The sequence below is a fragment of the Ruegeria sp. P10 genome (assembly GCF_056534925.1).
In genome coordinates, this window is the sequence record NZ_JBQERJ010000010.1 from 161,940 (window position 1) to 177,795 (window position 15,856).

Genomic DNA, 15,856 nt, shown 5'->3' on the forward strand with positions numbered 1-15,856 from the left:
TAGCACAAAGCTCATTTGCGTTTAACAATCAAGCTGGGCATTGGGTGGTGTCGGTTTTGTGTTCCGGTTCATACTAGAAAGTCCAGCCTCCCTGCAGGGCGCTGTGGTGTGGAATTGATACCGGTAAAGCCGCTGGTTCTGATGATGTGCCAAGGCTTGTGGCTGGCGCAGCGAGTGTTTCCAGATGCCAATCACCACGGCTGCAAGATACTGTTGAGGCAGGGACGATTCCATCCTTGCCCAAACAGGGAACTTGCCCGCCTTGTCGAGTGTTCTTCGGCGCTGCTATTGCGTTGACATTGAACTCTCGGAACAGGATTTGTACTGCAAAACGATCTGCTGTCGACCACCCCGGAGGAATGAGTGTCAATTGTTGATGTCCTGGCTGCGCGCCTGATCGAAGATGTCAAATCCAATGACCTGTCAGGTAGCTTTCTAATGCTTGGGCGGCAGGATTGGATCGGTGCGCGCCGGTCTGCGTCCGCCGCATTGTTCAGGGAAACCTTGCAGAAATACCTGCCCGGAGTGGCCGAAGCTGACCTTTGCAACCCGGATGATGGATATTCGGAAACATTCTTTCGGAAACTTGGGTTCTCGGAAGTGGATTCGCTGGATTTTTCGGATTTCGAAGGTGCGAGCATCGTTCAGGATCTCGCGGGGGATTTGCCTGAAAACCTGGTTGGTCGGTTTGACGTTATCTATGACGGTGGAACATGCGAGCACGTGTTCGACTTGCCGACCGCATACCGGAACATCGACAAGATGCTGAAGCCCGGGGGTGTGTTTATCGCACATTCGCCATCGAACAACTGGATCAATCACGGCTTCTATCAGATTTGCCCAGAGATCGTGTACGGCTTTTGGGTCAACGCCATGAACTATGAGGCTCTGAAATGTGTGTGGCAGCCGTTAAGGCCATATGCCGCCCGTGACGTGGTGAAGATGACGAATCCCAACAAGACAAAGAAACGTCCGCGACCGCTGGGAACTTTTGGTCCGGGATTGCCTGTCCTTCTGGATTATGTGGTTCGAAAACCTGTTGCCGGCACCAAGACAAGTGCAAGTGTGTCGCAAAGCGACTATGCCACGCGCTGGGAAAACACGCAGAAAGCTTAGAACCAAGTGCCGCAACGGACAATCCCTGACGGCCGCGGCATTCCCTGATCGCCACGGAATGCTCTGCTGTTCTGGCAAGTTAAGGGGGATGTATCGCTTGCGGCGGATCCAACGGAAAACGCCCGCCGGTTGGCGGGCGTTGAACCGGAAAACCCGGTTTCAGGTCATCTGCAAAAAAGCGCTTAGCGGCGGATGCCCAGCTTTTTGATCAGGTCCTGGTAACGTGCTTCTTCTTTGCCTTTCAGGTAGTCCAGCAGCTTGCGGCGCTGGGCAACCATCTTCAGCAGACCGCGACGACCGTGGTTGTCTTTCTTGTGGGTCTTGAAGTGCTCGGTCAAAGTGGTGATGCGCGAGGTCAGGATGGCAACCTGTACTTCAGGCGAACCGGTGTCGCCCTCTTTGGTTGCGAATTCTTTCATGACGCGTGCTTTTTCTTCAGCAGTGATCGACATCGGGGTCTCCTTCAAAGGTTAGAGTTGATGGCGCAGGCCGGGATGTCGTCCAGCACAGGCCCATGGAGAAAACCGCACCGATTCCGATGCGGATGGGCGCGTATAAGCGCATTTTCACCAAATGGCAAAGGGAATTTGCGGGCTCAGACCATCTGCCCGTACTGGGCCAGTTGCGCTTCGGTGATCAATTGAATGTCGGCCACCGTCATGCCTTGAGCCCCGTATACCTGCGCCACTTCCTGACCGTTGATCATCACCCGGGTCAGATTGGCGTTTTCAGCGTCAGGTTCCACCTCAATCTCCGGGTCGGCCTCATCCTCCCAGGTGACAAGCAGCTTGTCCTCACCGGGTTGGAATCCCATGACGGTCACGTCTTCGTCACCCGGGCTCAGCACGATGTCATCGGCGCCTTGACCACCGTTAACCACATCCCCGCCGCCTGCCACAATGGTGTCGTCACCGGCGCCGCCATTCAGGAAGTCCTTTTCGGCTGCGCCCTCTTCGATGCCAAAGACAAAGTCATCGCCGTCGCCGCCAAAGACCGTATCTTCACCTGCGCCACCGTTCAGGGCATCGTCTCCGAACCCGCCCTGCAACGCGTCATCATCCGCCCCGCCCGTCAGAGTATCGTCGCCCTGACCGCCATAAAGTTCGTCTTCGCCTTCGCCGCCATCCAGGGTGTCGTCCCCGAAATGGCCGAACAGGGCATCGTCCCCCTCATTGCCGAACAGAATGTCGTCATCCGCCTCTCCGTGCAGAACATCATCACCCTGACCGCCCGAAATCGTGTCCGTACCTTCGCCCCCGTGCAGAACGTCATCGCCCTTGCCGCCGTCGATGGTATCATCGCCGCCAAACCCGTTGATCTGGTCAACACCGTCCAGACCGGTGATCTGGTCAGGGCCATCGCTGCCGGCAATCACCAGGTCTCCTTCGAATTCAGAGATTACGGTGCCAGTGGACAGGGTTTCGATGTCGGGATTCACCGGGTCTTCGACGTTTTCGCCAATCTCAAGAAACTCTCCGGTGTAGGGTTGCGCTTCCGGGTCCTCGTTGGGCCCGTCCTCTGAAACGTCCTCGTCTTCGATCAGCATGTCGCTCATCGCGTATGCGGCACCGCCGATGGCGGCGAGTCCGATCAATCCGGCCAGAAACATGACACCTCTCCGATCGCAGAATGCTCCGAGGGTGAACATCCCATGCAATCGGCAATCGGGTCAAAGTCAAGGTATTGAAATGGTTAATACTTTATCACCATTGCTCGGGCTGTTGGCTGTAGGCGATATAAAGCGGGTGCTTGGGGTGACCGTCTTTGGTCAAGCCCAGATGGAACAGCGGCTGGCCGGTCCGGCGCAGAAGGGTTTCCACCGCCGGGCCCCGGTCCAGATGCGCACCATGGGTGCCCCAGGCGGCGATGACCTGATCAGCCCACCGAACACCTTCCAGAATGGCGGCGTCATTTTCCGGGCCTACCGGATCGGCAGCAGCGCGCATCTTGCGCGGATCGGTGTCGCGCCAGGCAAAGATGTTGGTCACCTGAAACGCGCCGAACCCCAGCGCCCGGGCACGACGTTCGCAGCGTTCAACCGTCGGGTCGTTCTGCACTTCGGTCGCGGTAGACGGGTTCAACATGACAAACAGCGCCTTGCGCCCTGCCGGGTCCCACACGCGGGTCAGGCTATAGCGGTATTTCTCGCAGTCGGAGTAGATGGCGGTCGAGGGCGCATCGCCCTTGGTGTGCGTTCGGGTGATCATGCCTTTCGCCTAACACGCGGTTCAGGCGGCGAACACCCGGCTGGGATGCAATTCGCCCGATTTGTAAACCCCCACGGCCACGGCCTTGCCATCCAGCGAGGCCCATGCCTCGTCTCCGTATTCAACATCCGAGGCCAACACCATGCCCGGGTTGCCATTACGCAGGCGGGTTGCGCCTTCGGGGGTGCATTTAAGCTCTGGAAGGTCGGAAAAGCCGGCTTCCAGCGGGTGCAGATAGTCGTCCAGCGCCGTGGTCTTTGCCATTTCGTCGATCTGTTCGATGCTCAACCCGTCTTCGGCCTCGAACGGTCCGGACCAGATCCGGCGCAGTTCCCGGACGTGGCCGTGGCATCCCAGCGCTTCACCCAGATCGCGGGCGATCGAGCGGACATAACCGCCCTTGCCGCAGGTCATCTCCAACACCACGTGATCTGCGTCGGGGCGGTCGACAAGGATCAGTTCCTCGACCCAAAGGGGCCGGGCTGTCAGTTCCACGTCTTCGCCGTCGCGGGCCAGTTTATAGGCGCGCTGGCCGTCGATTTTCACGGCGGAAAACTTGGGCGGAACCTGCATGATGTCGCCCAGAAACGGGGTCAATGCTTGTTTGATGTCTTCATCCGACGGGCGGGCATCGCTTTCGGCAATCACTTCGCCCTCGGCATCGTCAGTGTTGGTGGCCTGGCCCAGACGGACAGTGAAGGTGTAGGCTTTCAGAGCATCCGTGATGTAGGGAACGGTTTTGGTCGCCTCACCCAGAGCCACGGCCAGAACGCCGGTCGCTTCGGGGTCAAGCGTACCCGCATGGCCCGCCTTTTTGGCATCCATCGCCCAGCGCACCTTGTTGACCACAGCGGTCGACGTCATGCCCGCGGGCTTGTCCACCACCAGCCAGCCGGAAATGTCGCGACCCTTGCGTTTGCGTCCCATATAGCACCTTCAATCTTGCTGAGGCGCGCGACCTAGCGGATCGCCATCGTCCTGTCAATTTCAAGGTGCGTCTTCGACCACACCCACGATCGGCCCCAGCGAAAACCCGAGATCGGACCGATTGTTCGCGCGGTCATACATGCGAGAGATATTGCCATCGAAGAACAGCGCATTCGGAGTTTCCAGCACGTCGCGGAACAGACGGCCGAATTCGTGGAATGTGACGTAATCTTCGGAAATCGCGAACACCGCGCGGGTACCATCGGCGCTGGTGCCCACCCCGTTGCGCACATAGAGCGAAGTCGAATCGGGCAGGAACCGGGGGTGCAGGTCACCATCGATCACCAGCATCGGGCCGGATTGGCTGGCGAACCGGCAGTCGGGGGCCCGGTCGATGAAATCCAGCGTCTCGAACACGTCAGCGCGGCCCTCGCGGATGCAGAACACGCCGTTGGGCAGCAGGCCGAAGTTGCCGGGGCCGGGGTTGGAGATCACCCGCATGACCTCTTTGCCGTTCTCGACATAATGGCCGACGGGCGAACGGTCATCGTGGTACATGCCCGCGTTCATGGCAAAGGCCAGACGCTTGCCGCCGGGGGCCAGCGCCTCGTTCACCGACGAGAAATGCCCCAGCAGATCTCCGTTTTCGTCGTTGAGAAACAGGCGCAGGTCTTCGTTTTCCGCGTCGACCTCGCAAACGGTATAGCGCTTGTCATCATGGGTCAGCTTTTCGCAAGTGACCGCAGAGGCTTGTGCGGCCCAGACAACCGCGCCCAATGTGACGAATGCCCGGATCACTCGTCCAGATCGCGGCGCACCGCGTCCTGTTCGAACATGCGGCGGGTGTCGTCCAGACGGTCAAACGTGTCATCCAGGCGGAACCGAAGATCGGGCGAGAATTTCAGGCCGACCTTTTTGCCGACCATGCGCCGCAGTTCACTTTTGTTGCGGGCGAGCAGATCGATCACGTCCTCCTGCCCTTTGCCGCCCAAGGGCAGCACATAGGCGGTGGCGATTTTCAGATCGGGCGAGGTGCGCACCTCACCCACTGTGATCGACATGCGGTTCAGGTCGGGGTCGTGGACATCTCCGCGCGCCAGAACCTCGGACAGGGTGCGGCGGATCAGTTCGCCGACGCGCAGCTGTCGTTGGGACGGGCCGGGGCCATCGTGGAATTTGTTCTTTGCCATAATCCCCGATCTAAGCGCAAACCGGGGCTTTGCCAAGCGGGCGCGAACGGGGTAGGAGGCTTTGAGCAGTTTGCAGCAAGGGAATACCGCCATGACCCATATTCCGGGTATCGTCATCACAGGGGCTTCGGGCCGTATGGGGCAGATGCTGATCAAGACCGTAACCGACAGTGATCAGGCGCGTCTGGTCGGCGTGGTCGAGCGCATGGGGCATGACTGGGTCGGTCAGGATGTGGGCGAAGCCATGGGTGGCCAGGCGCTGGGCGTCAAAGTTACCGATGACCCGCTGGAAGCTTTTGCGCAGGCACAGGCGGTGATCGACTTTACCGCGCCCGAGGCGACGCTGGACTTTGCCGCTTTGGCCGCGCAGGCGCGTTGCGTGCATGTGATCGGCACGACCGGCATGACGGATGAGCAGATCGCCGCGCTGGAACCGGCCTCGCGCCACGCGGTGATCGTGCGGGCAGGGAACATGAGCCTTGGCGTCAACCTGCTGGTGCAACTGACCAAGAAAGTCGCGGCTGCACTGGATGAGGATTTTGATATCGAAATCATCGAAGGGCATCACCATCACAAGGTGGACGCACCATCCGGCACCGCGCTGATGCTGGGCGAGGCCGCCGCCGAGGGGCGTGGCGTCAAACTGTCGGATGTGGCCGACCGGGGGCGGGATGGCATCACCGGTGCGCGCAAGCGTGGTGACATTGGCTTCCACGCTATTCGCGGCGGAGACATCGTTGGTGAACATGACGTCCTGTTCGCCGCGCCCGGCGAGCGCATCGTTCTGCGCCATCTGGCCAGCGACCGCGCGATTTTTGCCCGCGGCGCGCTGAAGGCGGCGCTGTGGGGGCAGGGGAAGGCACCCGGCCAATATGACATGGTGGATGTGCTGGGGTTGTGAGCCATAGACGAAGCGGTCGCCGACGCTAAGCTTTGATTCATGAGGATTCGGCGCTCTGGACTGGCAACCGGCATTTTGCTTGCGGTGTTCTACCTGACACTGTTGCCATTCGTTGCGCATGGCGTTGAAATGATCGGCAAAGGCCTGTCGCAGGACGCTGCCCGGCACAGTTACTTGTTCGCTGATGGTGAGAATGTCGGCAATGCCGCGATGTTGGTACACATTCTGGCTGGTACTTTTCTGGTCGCACTCGTCCCGCTTCAACTGTTGAAGGGGCTGCGGCTCAAGTACAATCGATTTCACCGCATGTTGGGAGCCTGTCTGGTGGCGCTGGCATGGATCACCGGGCTGGCGGGCATGAGCTATATTCCCCTGCGCGGAACCATCGGTGGGCCGCTGATGTCTGCCGCCTTTTTTCTGTACGGGCTGTGTCTTTTCACGGCTGCGCTGATGGTGGCGCGCAGGGCTTTGGAAGGGGATCGCGCAGGCCATTGGGCATGGGGATTGCGGCTGTTCTGGCTGGCGTTGGGGTCGTGGCTTTACCGAGTCCAATATACGCTTTGGTATCTGCTGACCGGAGGGGTGGGGTCAGAGCCCGATTTCTCGGGCCCTTTTGATCTGGTGCAGAATTTCGCGTTCTTTGTGCCTTATCTGCTGGCCGTGCAGATCTGGATTGCGCGCCGGCGCCAGAGGCATCAGGGGGCGTTGGTCACAAATCCCTGACTTTGTCCGCCCGCAGCGGGCAGGCCAGATAAACGCCGAACTCTTTGCCGATATCGGCGCTGACCCGCGCGTGGACCCGGCCCTGACGATCCAGAAAACGCTGGTTGTCCTCGACCGGGAAAATACCCTCGTGCCAGATGCCGGGATGGATATAGAGCCCCTTTGACCCGTCACACCAGAATGCCACCACCTTGTCCGGGGTCAGATTGTCGCCAGGCAGGGCCGCGGGCACGATGAAGGGCTTGTTGTCCAGCGGCCAGAACATCTGCCCGCCATCGGGGTGATAATTCATATGCCACAGCAACACCTGATCCCGCGGGGCCGTTTGCCGGTCGGTTTGCGCGTGCTGAGGGTCGGCGGACCAACCCAGCACGTAATGGCCTTTGACCGCCTCGTTCTCACCGTAAAGCACGTCACCCTGCCAGTCGCATTTGAACGTGCCTTCAACCCAGCCGCCTTCGTCACCCGTGCCGTCGTCAATCGGTCGCCAGCCCTGCTGCGGCCAGCGTACGATCTCGATTTCAAAGGTCTCGGGGTCGTCGACCAAACAGCCGTACCCCCTAACCGTGTTGTCCGTCGCCCGGATCAGGGGAACCTCGTGCCACGGCAGGGATGGCTTGGAACTGGCCTCGAAGATGTACTCGGGTGCGGTCATGACGCCCCCAGGTGCTTGTCGACCATGCGCTGCACCATCGGTGCGAAATGGGCGAAATCCGGTGTCTCCATGTCCGCCCGTTTGCCGGCCTCATCCAGGTACCGGACTTGAATGATATCTTTCAGGTTCGGATTGGATTCGAAGGCGGCGACTTCTTCGGCGCTCATCGGGCCGCCTTGCAGTTCCAAGGTATGGACCGAGGCGGCAGAGAGGCGGTTGAAATATTCGGGCTTGGTGGCGCAGAGATACCGTTTGGCGGCCACGTGATAGCGGCAGCAATCGGTGATGACCGAAGGGAAGAACTGTTCCAGCACCTCAGCACCCGCATCCTCGTGGTGGCGGTCTTCGGTATCATCGGGGTGGTAGGTTCCGAATTCGGATGTGAAATGGCCGATATCATGCAACAAGGCGCCGACGATGATCTCTTCAGGCTGGCCGTTCTGTTCGGCGATGGTGGCGCCTTGCAGCATGTGCTGGGCCATGGTGACGGGTTCGCCAAGATATTCCTCACCGCCGCGGCGTTCGAAGATATCCCCGATGAAGGCGACGATATTGTCCCGGTTCAGGGTCGAGAAATCGGGCTTCATTCCGCTGCCTCCGGCTGCGTCATCTTCATCGCCGCCAGTGTGGACAGCAGCCCGTCCTTGTCGGCATAGCATCCCTGCAACCAGCGCGAACCGGCACCGGAATAGCCCAGCCGTGCATGCAGGACACGGGTGTTGTCGACGATGAAACTTTCGCCCGGCTCCAGTTTGAACGACACGCCCATGGCCGGGTCGTCGATGATCTCGCCCAGTTGGCGGTAAGCCGCGTAATAGGCTTCCATCCTGTCGAAAGGCACGTCCACGAATGGCGCTGAGGAACGGTTGTTGAAGCGAATGCCAACCAGTTCTCCATCCGGCGACAATTCGATCATCGGACGGCGAGACCGCAGGCAGACACCGTCTGACCCCTTATATTCAAACCGCGCCGGGTAGCCTGCCAGCAGCGCAAAACCTTCGGGGTTCTGCGCACGCAGTTTTTCGGCAGCGCGAAAGCCGTCGACCACGATCGAGTCGCCGCCTTCGGCGCTGTTTTCCAGACAATAGAGGATTTGCAGCGTCGGCACAGGGTCGCGATAGGGGTTGTCGGTGTGGGCCTGCAAGCCAAGCCCGGTATAGGCGAGGTTGGTCGGGTTCACTTCCGTCCGAACTTCGAAATAAGGGCCATAGTTGGTTTCGCGGACATAGCCGAACAGGTCGGCCACTTTCAAAAGCGATTCTGGTTCGGTTGGCCCGCCCGTCAGCTTGGCAAAGCCGTAACTCGCCACAGACGCCAGCCAGTTGCGTTTGGCCGCAGGGCTGGCATGAACCTCGTTCCAATCGCCAGAGGGTGCGGCGATCCCGCCTTCCCAGGTGATGATGCCGGGGGCGGTGCGGCCCAGCGTATCGTCCCGTTTGCAATCATAGTTGTGTTCGATCAGCCATTCGGCCGGGAAGGTAACGGTTTTGTCTTCGGGCTGGAACGTGACCTGAAGGCCGCCCGCGACAACCTCGGCTGAACTGACCGAGATGTCAGCAGGGATATCGCCGATGGTGATCAGCCGCTGGCCGTTGCCCGGGGCGCGGGTTTCCGGGTCCAGCGCGTTGTCGCGCAACCAGACGGCGTGAAAGCGGGCTTGCGTTCCTGTGTCGAACGCGACGGTGACGATCGAAGTGTCATGGGTGGCGGTGCGCAGCATTTGGGGTCTCCTGTTCGGCGCGAGCTTTGGTTGAGCAGATACGCCGTTCATGGCATTACGACAATTAATCCTTATTTCGGCTGAGGCTTGGAAAATCTAATGGCTAAGAAAAAGATCGGGCTACCGCCACTGGACTGGCTGCGCGTGTTCGAGGCCGCGGGGCGTCTTGGTGGGTTCTCGGCAGCAGCCAAGGAATTCGGGCTGACGCAGGCCGCTGTCAGCCAGCGGATCGGCAACCTCGAAGCCTGGCTGGGCCGATCCTTGTTCGTGCGCGAGGCGCGGGGCGTGTCGCTGACGGTCGAAGGTGAAAGCTATCTGCCTTTGGTGCAGGACAGCCTTCGCGCGCTGGAGCGCAATACCGAGGACCTGTTTGGCAAATCCCCGCGCGAGTTGCGCGTGGCCGGCTTGTCGTCGAACATCCACGCACTGGTTCTGCCGGCGCTGACCCGGTTTCACGAGATGCAGCCAGGGGTTCGGGTGATGACCGACTCGGTCGCGCGCCGGTCGTCTTTGGACGAAGAACGAACCTGGCTGCAAATCCGATATGGTCGGGGCATCTGGGCCGGGCGTGATGCCGCCCTGATCGCGCCTGAGGTCCTTGCCCCCATGGCGCCGCCGGGTGTCGACTGGGGCGCCCAATTGATTGACCTGCGCGGAGAACGCCCCGGCTGGAGAGAGTGGAGCCAGAAAAACGGCCAGCAGGACCTGCCGCAATCAAAAATCAGTTTTGATTCGATGGAACATGCGATTTCGGCTGCGCAGCGCGGCATGGGTGTGGTTTTGGGATCGGTGCCCTTGGCCCTTGCCGACTTGCAAGAGGGTCGGTTGCGGCGGCTGGATTTACCCGAATTGCACACCAAAGACGGGTACTGGCTGACCTGGCCTGAAGACCGGGCGAAGTCCAGAAAACAACGGGCGCTGATCGAGGATTTCCTCAAGGCGCTGCGTGGTTGACCGTTCAGAAATCGATGGCGATGCCCTTCTTTTCCCAGTCACCGTAGCGGGCCGGGTCCGGTCCGTCTCGGCCACCCAGCTCTTTCGGCAATTCCCGGGCCTCGGCTTTGGCTTTGCGGCGGCGTTCTTCCGCTTCGGCCAGGGCGCGCTGGGCGGCGGGGGGCAAGTCTTTGCGGTCGTCACTCATGACATCGGGTTCCTTTCCTTGCGCAGTCTTGATATACGCCCGCGTCCGCTATTGGCAATGCGGGCGCAGGTCACATGAAGGCGGTACCATGTCTAACAGCGCGACAGCAGCACGGCGCAGCGCAATCTATCTTCTGGATCAGGTTCTGGGCGAAGGTCGCCTGCTGGCCGAGTGTCTGGCGGCGGGCGCAGTGGATCGGTTGGAACCCGAGGATCGCGCGCGTGCCCAGCGACTGGCGTTGGAAACACTGCGTGGGCTGGAACGGGCCGACCGCCTGCTGGCCAACCACCTGAACCGAACACCCGCTCTGACGGTCCACAACGCGCTGAGACTGGGTGCGGTCGAACTTTGCAACGGCGAAGCCGCCCATGGCGTCGTCAATTCCATGGTCGAGATCGTCAGCCGTTCGCGCAAGCATGGTCGCCTCAAGGGGTTGGTGAATGCCGTTCTGCGCAAGGTTGCGGCAGAAGGCCCCGAGGCGTGGCCGAAGATGCGCGTTCCGCGTTTGCCGGACTGGTTGCGTGAACCGCTGATCGCAGCGTGGGGCACGGATGCCGTTACCGGAATGGAGCAGGCACATTTCGCGGGTGCGCCACTGGACCTTACCTTGAAACCCGGGGCGGAAGGCCCTTCAGGCGAGATCCTTCCGACCGGGTCGGTGCGGTTGCACGATGCGGGTCAGGTCTCGACCCTGCCGGGGTACAAGGCCGGAGACTGGTGGGTGCAGGATGCGGCGGCCGCATTGCCGGTTCGCGTTCTGGCCCCGAAGTCGGGCCAGAAAGTGCTGGATCTGTGTGCGGCGCCGGGTGGGAAAACGATGCAGCTTGCGGCCGCAGGGGCTGATGTCACGGCGCTAGACGTGTCGGAATCACGGATGGAACGGGTGCGCGAGAACCTTGCAAGGACCGGCCTCAGGGCGAAGGTCATCGTGGGCGATGCGCTGGAACACGAAGACCGGTACGACGCGATCCTGCTGGACGCGCCGTGCTCGGCCACGGGTACGATTCGCAGGCATCCTGACTTGCCGTTTGCCAAGGACGGTTCGGAATTCGGCGGCCTGATCGAGCTCCAGACGCGCATGTTGGCCCATGCGTGGGGCTTGCTCAAACCCGGTGGGCGTCTGGTCTATTGCACGTGTTCCCTGCTGCCGGACGAGGGGGAAGTTCAGGTTGAAGAGGCGCTGGGCATGTATTCGGACATGAGCGTGGATCGCGACGCGCTGAACGTACCCGGTGTCGAAACGGATTGGATCACCGAAGAAGGCGGCTTGCGATTGCGACCGGATTATTGGCCGGATCGGGGTGGTATGGACGGGTTCTATATCGCGTGTCTGACCAAATCCGTCTGAACGCACGCTTTTCGGTGACTTGACGATCGGCGCGGTCTATCGTTGGGTCTCAAGCGCCAGCAGAGCGCAAGGGGCAGAGTAACACGCGTCATGTCGAATTTAGACACCATGGCCAGTCGGTGGATGCGGTTTAAGAACCGTTTCTATGCGCGCCTGAGCCAGCGGCAAAAGGCGGTCACAGGGTTTGTTGCGCAACCGGATCCGCGCTCGGTGGGTTCGTTCGCACGTGGCCGGCAACTGGTTGCCGGAAATCTGTTGTTCGCGGGCTATCTGGTCGAGGCCGAAGATACCGGGCTTTGGGACGTCACCGCCCCCAGTGCCGGCTTTGACGAAGAACGTCACGGCTTTGCGTGGCTGGATGATCTGGCGGCGGTCGGAGACATGCGTGCGCGGGAAAAGGCGCAGCGCTGGGTGTGGGGATGGATCGAATCTCATGGCCGCGGGCAAGGGCCCGGCTGGGCGCCTGATCTGACCGGACGTCGGGTGATGCGCTGGATCAACCATGCGCTTTTTCTGCTGCGAGGGGCGGATGAAAAACAAAGCAAACTGTTTTTCCGCTCGCTGGCCCAGCAAACATGGTTCCTGTCCAAACGCTGGCATGCCGCGACTCCGGGACTGCCCCGGTTCGAGGCGCTGGCCGGACTGGTGCAGGCCGGGCTGGCGCTGGAGGGGCTGGAGCGAATGGCCGACCCGGCCCTGCGCGCCCTGGCCGGGGAATGCGACCGTCAGGTGGATGCGCAGGGCGGAATTCCAACCCGCAATCCGGAAGAATTGCTCGAGGTATTCACGCTGCTCAGCTGGACTTCGGCTGCGCTGAATGATCTTGGTCGCGGGACGCCTGCCGCTCAGGCCAATGCGATCAAACGGATCGCGCCGACCCTGCGCAGCCTGCGCCATGCGGATGGGGCCTTGGCGCGGTTCCATGGCGGTGGGCGCGGTGTCGAAGGGCGACTGGAACAGGCCCTTGCGCAAAGCGGCGTCAAGCACAAGGCAGCGACCGAACTGCCAATGGGCTATGCCCGTTTGTCTGCGGCGCGCACCACGGTGATCGTGGATGCCAGCATACCGCCGTCGGGGGCGGCCTCGTACAATGCGCATGCCTCTACTCTGGCGTTCGAGCTGACCTCGGGGCGGCGGCCGCTGATCGTGAATTGCGGGTCGGGGGCCAGTTTCGGGCTGGAATGGCGCCGCGCAGGACGGGCGACGCCGTCGCACTCGACGCTTTGCCTAGATGGGTTCTCAAGCGCCCGGCTGGCCAAACCGGTGCCGGGGCGTGAAGCGCAGGCGCTGGTGGACGCACCACAGGAGGTGCCCGTTGATTTCGAGGATGCGTTCGAGGGCATCCGCTTCATGGCGGGGCACGATGGATACGCAAAGGTCTTTGGTCTGACCCATGCGCGGACCTTTGAGTTGCGATTTGACGGGCGCGAGCTGACGGTCGAGGATATTCTGCTGACGGCGACCGACAAGGCAAAGCGTCAATTTGACAAGGCGATGGACGCTTCGGGCCTCAAAGGCATTGGCTATGACATCCGGTTTCACCTGCATCCGGATGTCGATGCGGCGCTGGATTTGGGCGGGGCGGCAGTGTCGATGGCGCTCAAAAGCGGTGAAATCTGGGTTTTCCGACATGACGGCGTTGGAAAATTGTCCGTCGAGCCAAGCGTTTACCTTGAAAAAGGGCGTTTGAAGCCACGCGCGACAAAACAGATCGTTCTATCCGGGCGCGCAATGGAGTATGCGACGCGCACCCGGTGGACTCTGAGCAAGGCACAGGACACAGCCTATGCCGTGCGCGATACGCACCGGGACGAGCCCGAGTTAGACTGACGCCAAAAGGACCTTTGGACCCATGACCGATCTTCACCCCGTGCGCCGCGCGTTGCTTTCCGTATCCGACAAAACCGGGCTGATCGAGCTGGGCAAGGCGCTGGCCGAACGCGGGGTCGAGCTGCTGTCGACCGGCGGCACGGCCAAGGCGCTGCGCGATGCAGGGCTTGCGGTGAAGGATGTCAGCGAGATCACCGGCTTCCCCGAGATGATGGATGGCCGGGTCAAGACCCTGCACCCGATGGTGCATGGCGGGCTGCTGGCCCTGCGCGACAACGACACCCATGTTGCAGCCATGAACGAACACGGCATCGGTGCAATCGATCTGTTGGTTGTGAACCTGTATCCGTTTGAAGCAACCGTGGCCAAAGGCGCAGGTTACGATGAGTGCGTCGAGAATATCGACATCGGCGGTCCGGCGATGATCCGCGCGGCGGCCAAGAACCATGCGTTCGTAAATGTGGTCGTGGATGTTGAAGACTACGAAAAACTGCTGGGCGATATGGATCAGCACGACGGCGCGACCTGTCCGAAATTCCGCCGCAAGCTGGCGCAGAAAGCCTATGCCCGTACCGCCGCCTATGACACGGCAGTGTCCAACTGGCTGGCCGATGCGCTGGAGCTTGAAGCCCCCAAGCGCCGCGCGTTTGCCGGTGAATTGAAACAGACCTTGCGCTATGGCGAGAACAGCCATCAGCAGGCTGCGTTCTACACCGACGGCACCAATCGGCCCGGTGTGGCGACCGCGATCCAGCATCAGGGCAAGGAACTGAGCTACAACAACATCAATGACACGGATGCGGCCTTTGAACTGGTGGCCGAGTTTGACCCCACTGAGGGCGCCGCCTGTGCCATCATCAAGCACGCCAACCCCTGTGGCGTGGCAAGGGGTGCAACCCTGCTTGAGGCGTACAAGGCGGCATTCGATTGCGACCGCACCTCGGCCTTTGGCGGGATCGTGGCGTTGAATCAGCCCCTGGACGCCGAAACCGCGCAGGAGATCACCGGGATTTTCACCGAAGTCGTGATCGCTCCCGGCGCATCGGATGAGGCCAAGGCAATCTTTGCCGCCAAGAAAAACCTGCGCCTGCTGACAACCGAAGCTTTGCCGGATGTGGCCGCCGGCGGGAAAACCGTGCGTCAGGTGGCTGGCGGGTTGCTGGTGCAGGACAAGGACAACGGCTTTGTCGGCTTGGATGATCTGAAGGTTGTGACCAAGAAGGCCCCGACCGACGAACAGATGCGTGACCTTTTGTTCGCGTGGAAAGTGGCCAAACACGTCAAATCCAACGCCATCGTCTATGTCAAAGACGGCGCCACCGTCGGCGTCGGCGCGGGCCAGATGAGCCGTGTGGACTCGGCCCTGATCGCCGCCAAGAAAGCCGAGCGCATGGCCGACGCGCTGGGCTTGGCCCAACCGTTGACCATCGGCTCTGCCGTGGCCTCGGACGCGTTCTTCCCCTTCCCTGACGGGCTGATGGAAGCGGCCGAGGCAGGTGCAACCTGCGTCATTCAACCGGGCGGATCCATGCGGGATGACGAAGTGATCGCCGCTGCGGATGAGGCCGGATTGGCCATGGTCTTCACCGGCATGCGCCATTTCCGTCACTGATGCGGTCACGCCTGCTTCTCTGGGCGGCCCTGGCCGCCTTTGCGATCGATCAGATCAGCAAATATCTGGTCGTTCATGTCATGCGCGTGGCCGATCAGCCCGGCGGCATTGATGTTGTGCCACCGCTTCTGGTGTTCAAATACGGCGAGAACCGGGGAATCAATTTCGGCCTGTTCCAAGGAAATTCGGAGGCTGCGCGCTGGATTCTGATCGGTATTTCCGTGGCGATCTGTGTCGGCGTGCTTGTCTGGCTCAGCCGCGCAGCCCATTCGGGGCTGATGCTGTTTTGCGGCGGCCTGCTGATCGGCGGTGCGCTGGCGAATGTGGTGGATCGGGTTCTTTACGGCTTTGTTCTGGATTTCCTGAACATGTCCTGTTGCGGCATCAACAATCCGTTTGTTTTCAACCTCGCAGATGTCTTCATATTTGCAGGAGCCATCGGGCTGGTGCTGTTTGACGGCAAAAAGGCCTCGTGACGCGCGGAAT

General features: G+C 61.0%; 18 protein-coding genes. 8 read left to right on the forward strand and 10 right to left on the reverse strand.

Annotation, left to right across the window (positions count from 1 at the left end; all coding sequences use genetic code 11):
* The first annotated feature begins 363 nt into the window (after nt 1-363).
* On the forward strand, nt 364-1,116 hold the full coding sequence (locus tag ACR0FB_RS17080; protein WP_171637304.1) for a class I SAM-dependent methyltransferase: 753 nt from the start codon (nt 364-366) through the stop codon (nt 1,114-1,116).
* Nucleotides 1,117-1,298: 182 nt separating this feature from the next.
* Here ACR0FB_RS17080 and rpsO read toward each other — a convergent pair whose 3' ends face one another.
* The 6 genes from rpsO to rbfA all read right to left on the reverse strand — a co-directional run bounded on the left by rpsO (nt 1,299) and on the right by rbfA (nt 5,440).
* Nucleotides 1,299-1,568 (reverse strand): 30S ribosomal protein S15, encoded by a 270-nt coding sequence (gene rpsO / locus ACR0FB_RS17085; protein ID WP_152459381.1) that lies wholly within the window; start codon nt 1,566-1,568, stop codon nt 1,299-1,301.
* Nucleotides 1,569-1,711: 143 nt separating this feature from the next.
* On the reverse strand, nt 1,712-2,725 hold the full coding sequence (locus ACR0FB_RS17090; RefSeq protein WP_480621491.1) for a calcium-binding protein: 1,014 nt from the start codon (nt 2,723-2,725) through the stop codon (nt 1,712-1,714).
* A 94-nt stretch (nt 2,726-2,819) separates the two neighbouring features.
* Nucleotides 2,820-3,323 carry a DUF1643 domain-containing protein gene (locus tag ACR0FB_RS17095; protein WP_170346689.1) on the reverse strand — a complete coding sequence of 168 codons (504 nt, stop codon included), beginning with the start codon at nt 3,321-3,323 and terminating at the stop codon, nt 2,820-2,822.
* A gap of 21 nt (nt 3,324-3,344) precedes the next feature.
* Entirely contained in the window at nt 3,345-4,250 is a 906-nt protein-coding gene (gene truB / locus ACR0FB_RS17100) for a tRNA pseudouridine(55) synthase TruB (RefSeq protein WP_480621492.1), read from the reverse strand.
* Nucleotides 4,251-4,310: 60 nt separating this feature from the next.
* On the reverse strand, nt 4,311-5,048 hold the full coding sequence (locus ACR0FB_RS17105; protein WP_480621493.1) for a phosphodiester glycosidase family protein: 738 nt from the start codon (nt 5,046-5,048) through the stop codon (nt 4,311-4,313).
* Nucleotides 5,045-5,440 carry a 30S ribosome-binding factor RbfA gene (gene rbfA / locus ACR0FB_RS17110; protein WP_152459376.1) on the reverse strand — a complete coding sequence of 132 codons (396 nt, stop codon included), beginning with the start codon at nt 5,438-5,440 and terminating at the stop codon, nt 5,045-5,047. The genes ACR0FB_RS17105 and rbfA overlap by 4 nt, the downstream gene beginning before the upstream one ends.
* Nucleotides 5,441-5,531: 91 nt before the next feature.
* Here rbfA and dapB point away from each other — a divergent pair, with 91 nt between their 5' ends.
* The gene (gene dapB, locus ACR0FB_RS17115) at nt 5,532-6,341 is read left to right on the forward strand and encodes a 4-hydroxy-tetrahydrodipicolinate reductase (RefSeq protein WP_209835223.1); all 810 of its coding nucleotides are present in this window, start codon (nt 5,532-5,534) and stop codon (nt 6,339-6,341) included.
* Nucleotides 6,342-6,380: 39 nt separating this feature from the next.
* Complete coding sequence (locus ACR0FB_RS17120; protein WP_480621494.1) at nt 6,381-7,064, forward strand: DUF2306 domain-containing protein; 684 nt, start codon at nt 6,381-6,383, stop codon at nt 7,062-7,064.
* On the opposite strand, the gene ACR0FB_RS17125 is transcribed toward ACR0FB_RS17120, so the two are convergent.
* Genes ACR0FB_RS17125 through tmpA form a run of 3 tightly spaced genes read right to left on the reverse strand, consistent with a single transcriptional unit; the run spans nt 7,051 to nt 9,439 of the window.
* The gene (locus ACR0FB_RS17125; protein ID WP_171724678.1) at nt 7,051-7,719 is read right to left on the reverse strand and encodes an ureidoglycolate lyase; all 669 of its coding nucleotides are present in this window, start codon (nt 7,717-7,719) and stop codon (nt 7,051-7,053) included. The genes ACR0FB_RS17120 and ACR0FB_RS17125 overlap by 14 nt on opposite strands.
* Complete coding sequence (tmpB, locus tag ACR0FB_RS17130) at nt 7,716-8,306, reverse strand: (R)-1-hydroxy-2-trimethylaminoethylphosphonate oxygenase (RefSeq protein ID WP_171171978.1); 591 nt, start codon at nt 8,304-8,306, stop codon at nt 7,716-7,718. Before tmpB ends, ACR0FB_RS17125 begins: the two co-directional genes overlap by 4 nt.
* Nucleotides 8,303-9,439, reverse strand: coding sequence for a 2-trimethylaminoethylphosphonate dioxygenase (tmpA, locus tag ACR0FB_RS17135; protein WP_210093678.1), 1,137 nt, complete (start codon nt 9,437-9,439; stop codon nt 8,303-8,305). The genes tmpB and tmpA overlap by 4 nt, the downstream gene beginning before the upstream one ends.
* 99 nt (nt 9,440-9,538) lie before the next feature.
* Here tmpA and ACR0FB_RS17140 point away from each other — a divergent pair, with 99 nt between their 5' ends.
* Nucleotides 9,539-10,393 (forward strand): LysR family transcriptional regulator, encoded by an 855-nt coding sequence (locus tag ACR0FB_RS17140; RefSeq protein ID WP_171637293.1) that lies wholly within the window; start codon nt 9,539-9,541, stop codon nt 10,391-10,393.
* Nucleotides 10,394-10,397: 4 nt separating this feature from the next.
* Here ACR0FB_RS17140 and ACR0FB_RS17145 read toward each other — a convergent pair whose 3' ends face one another.
* A complete protein-coding gene (locus tag ACR0FB_RS17145; RefSeq protein ID WP_152459369.1) occupies nt 10,398-10,580 on the reverse strand; it encodes a DUF1674 domain-containing protein in 183 nt (60 codons plus the stop codon).
* Between the two features lie 88 nt (nt 10,581-10,668).
* Between ACR0FB_RS17145 and ACR0FB_RS17150 the strand changes: the two genes are divergently transcribed.
* The 4 genes from ACR0FB_RS17150 to lspA all read left to right on the forward strand — a co-directional run bounded on the left by ACR0FB_RS17150 (nt 10,669) and on the right by lspA (nt 15,846).
* Nucleotides 10,669-11,928 carry an RsmB/NOP family class I SAM-dependent RNA methyltransferase gene (locus tag ACR0FB_RS17150; protein ID WP_480621495.1) on the forward strand — a complete coding sequence of 420 codons (1,260 nt, stop codon included), beginning with the start codon at nt 10,669-10,671 and terminating at the stop codon, nt 11,926-11,928.
* A gap of 90 nt (nt 11,929-12,018) precedes the next feature.
* On the forward strand, nt 12,019-13,758 hold the full coding sequence (locus tag ACR0FB_RS17155) for a heparinase II/III family protein (RefSeq protein ID WP_480621496.1): 1,740 nt from the start codon (nt 12,019-12,021) through the stop codon (nt 13,756-13,758).
* A gap of 22 nt (nt 13,759-13,780) precedes the next feature.
* Entirely contained in the window at nt 13,781-15,370 is a 1,590-nt protein-coding gene (purH, locus tag ACR0FB_RS17160; protein ID WP_171637285.1) for a bifunctional phosphoribosylaminoimidazolecarboxamide formyltransferase/IMP cyclohydrolase, read from the forward strand.
* Entirely contained in the window at nt 15,370-15,846 is a 477-nt protein-coding gene (gene lspA / locus ACR0FB_RS17165; RefSeq protein ID WP_171637283.1) for a signal peptidase II, read from the forward strand. Before purH ends, lspA begins: the two co-directional genes overlap by 1 nt.
* The last annotated feature ends 10 nt before the right edge of the window (nt 15,847-15,856 follow it).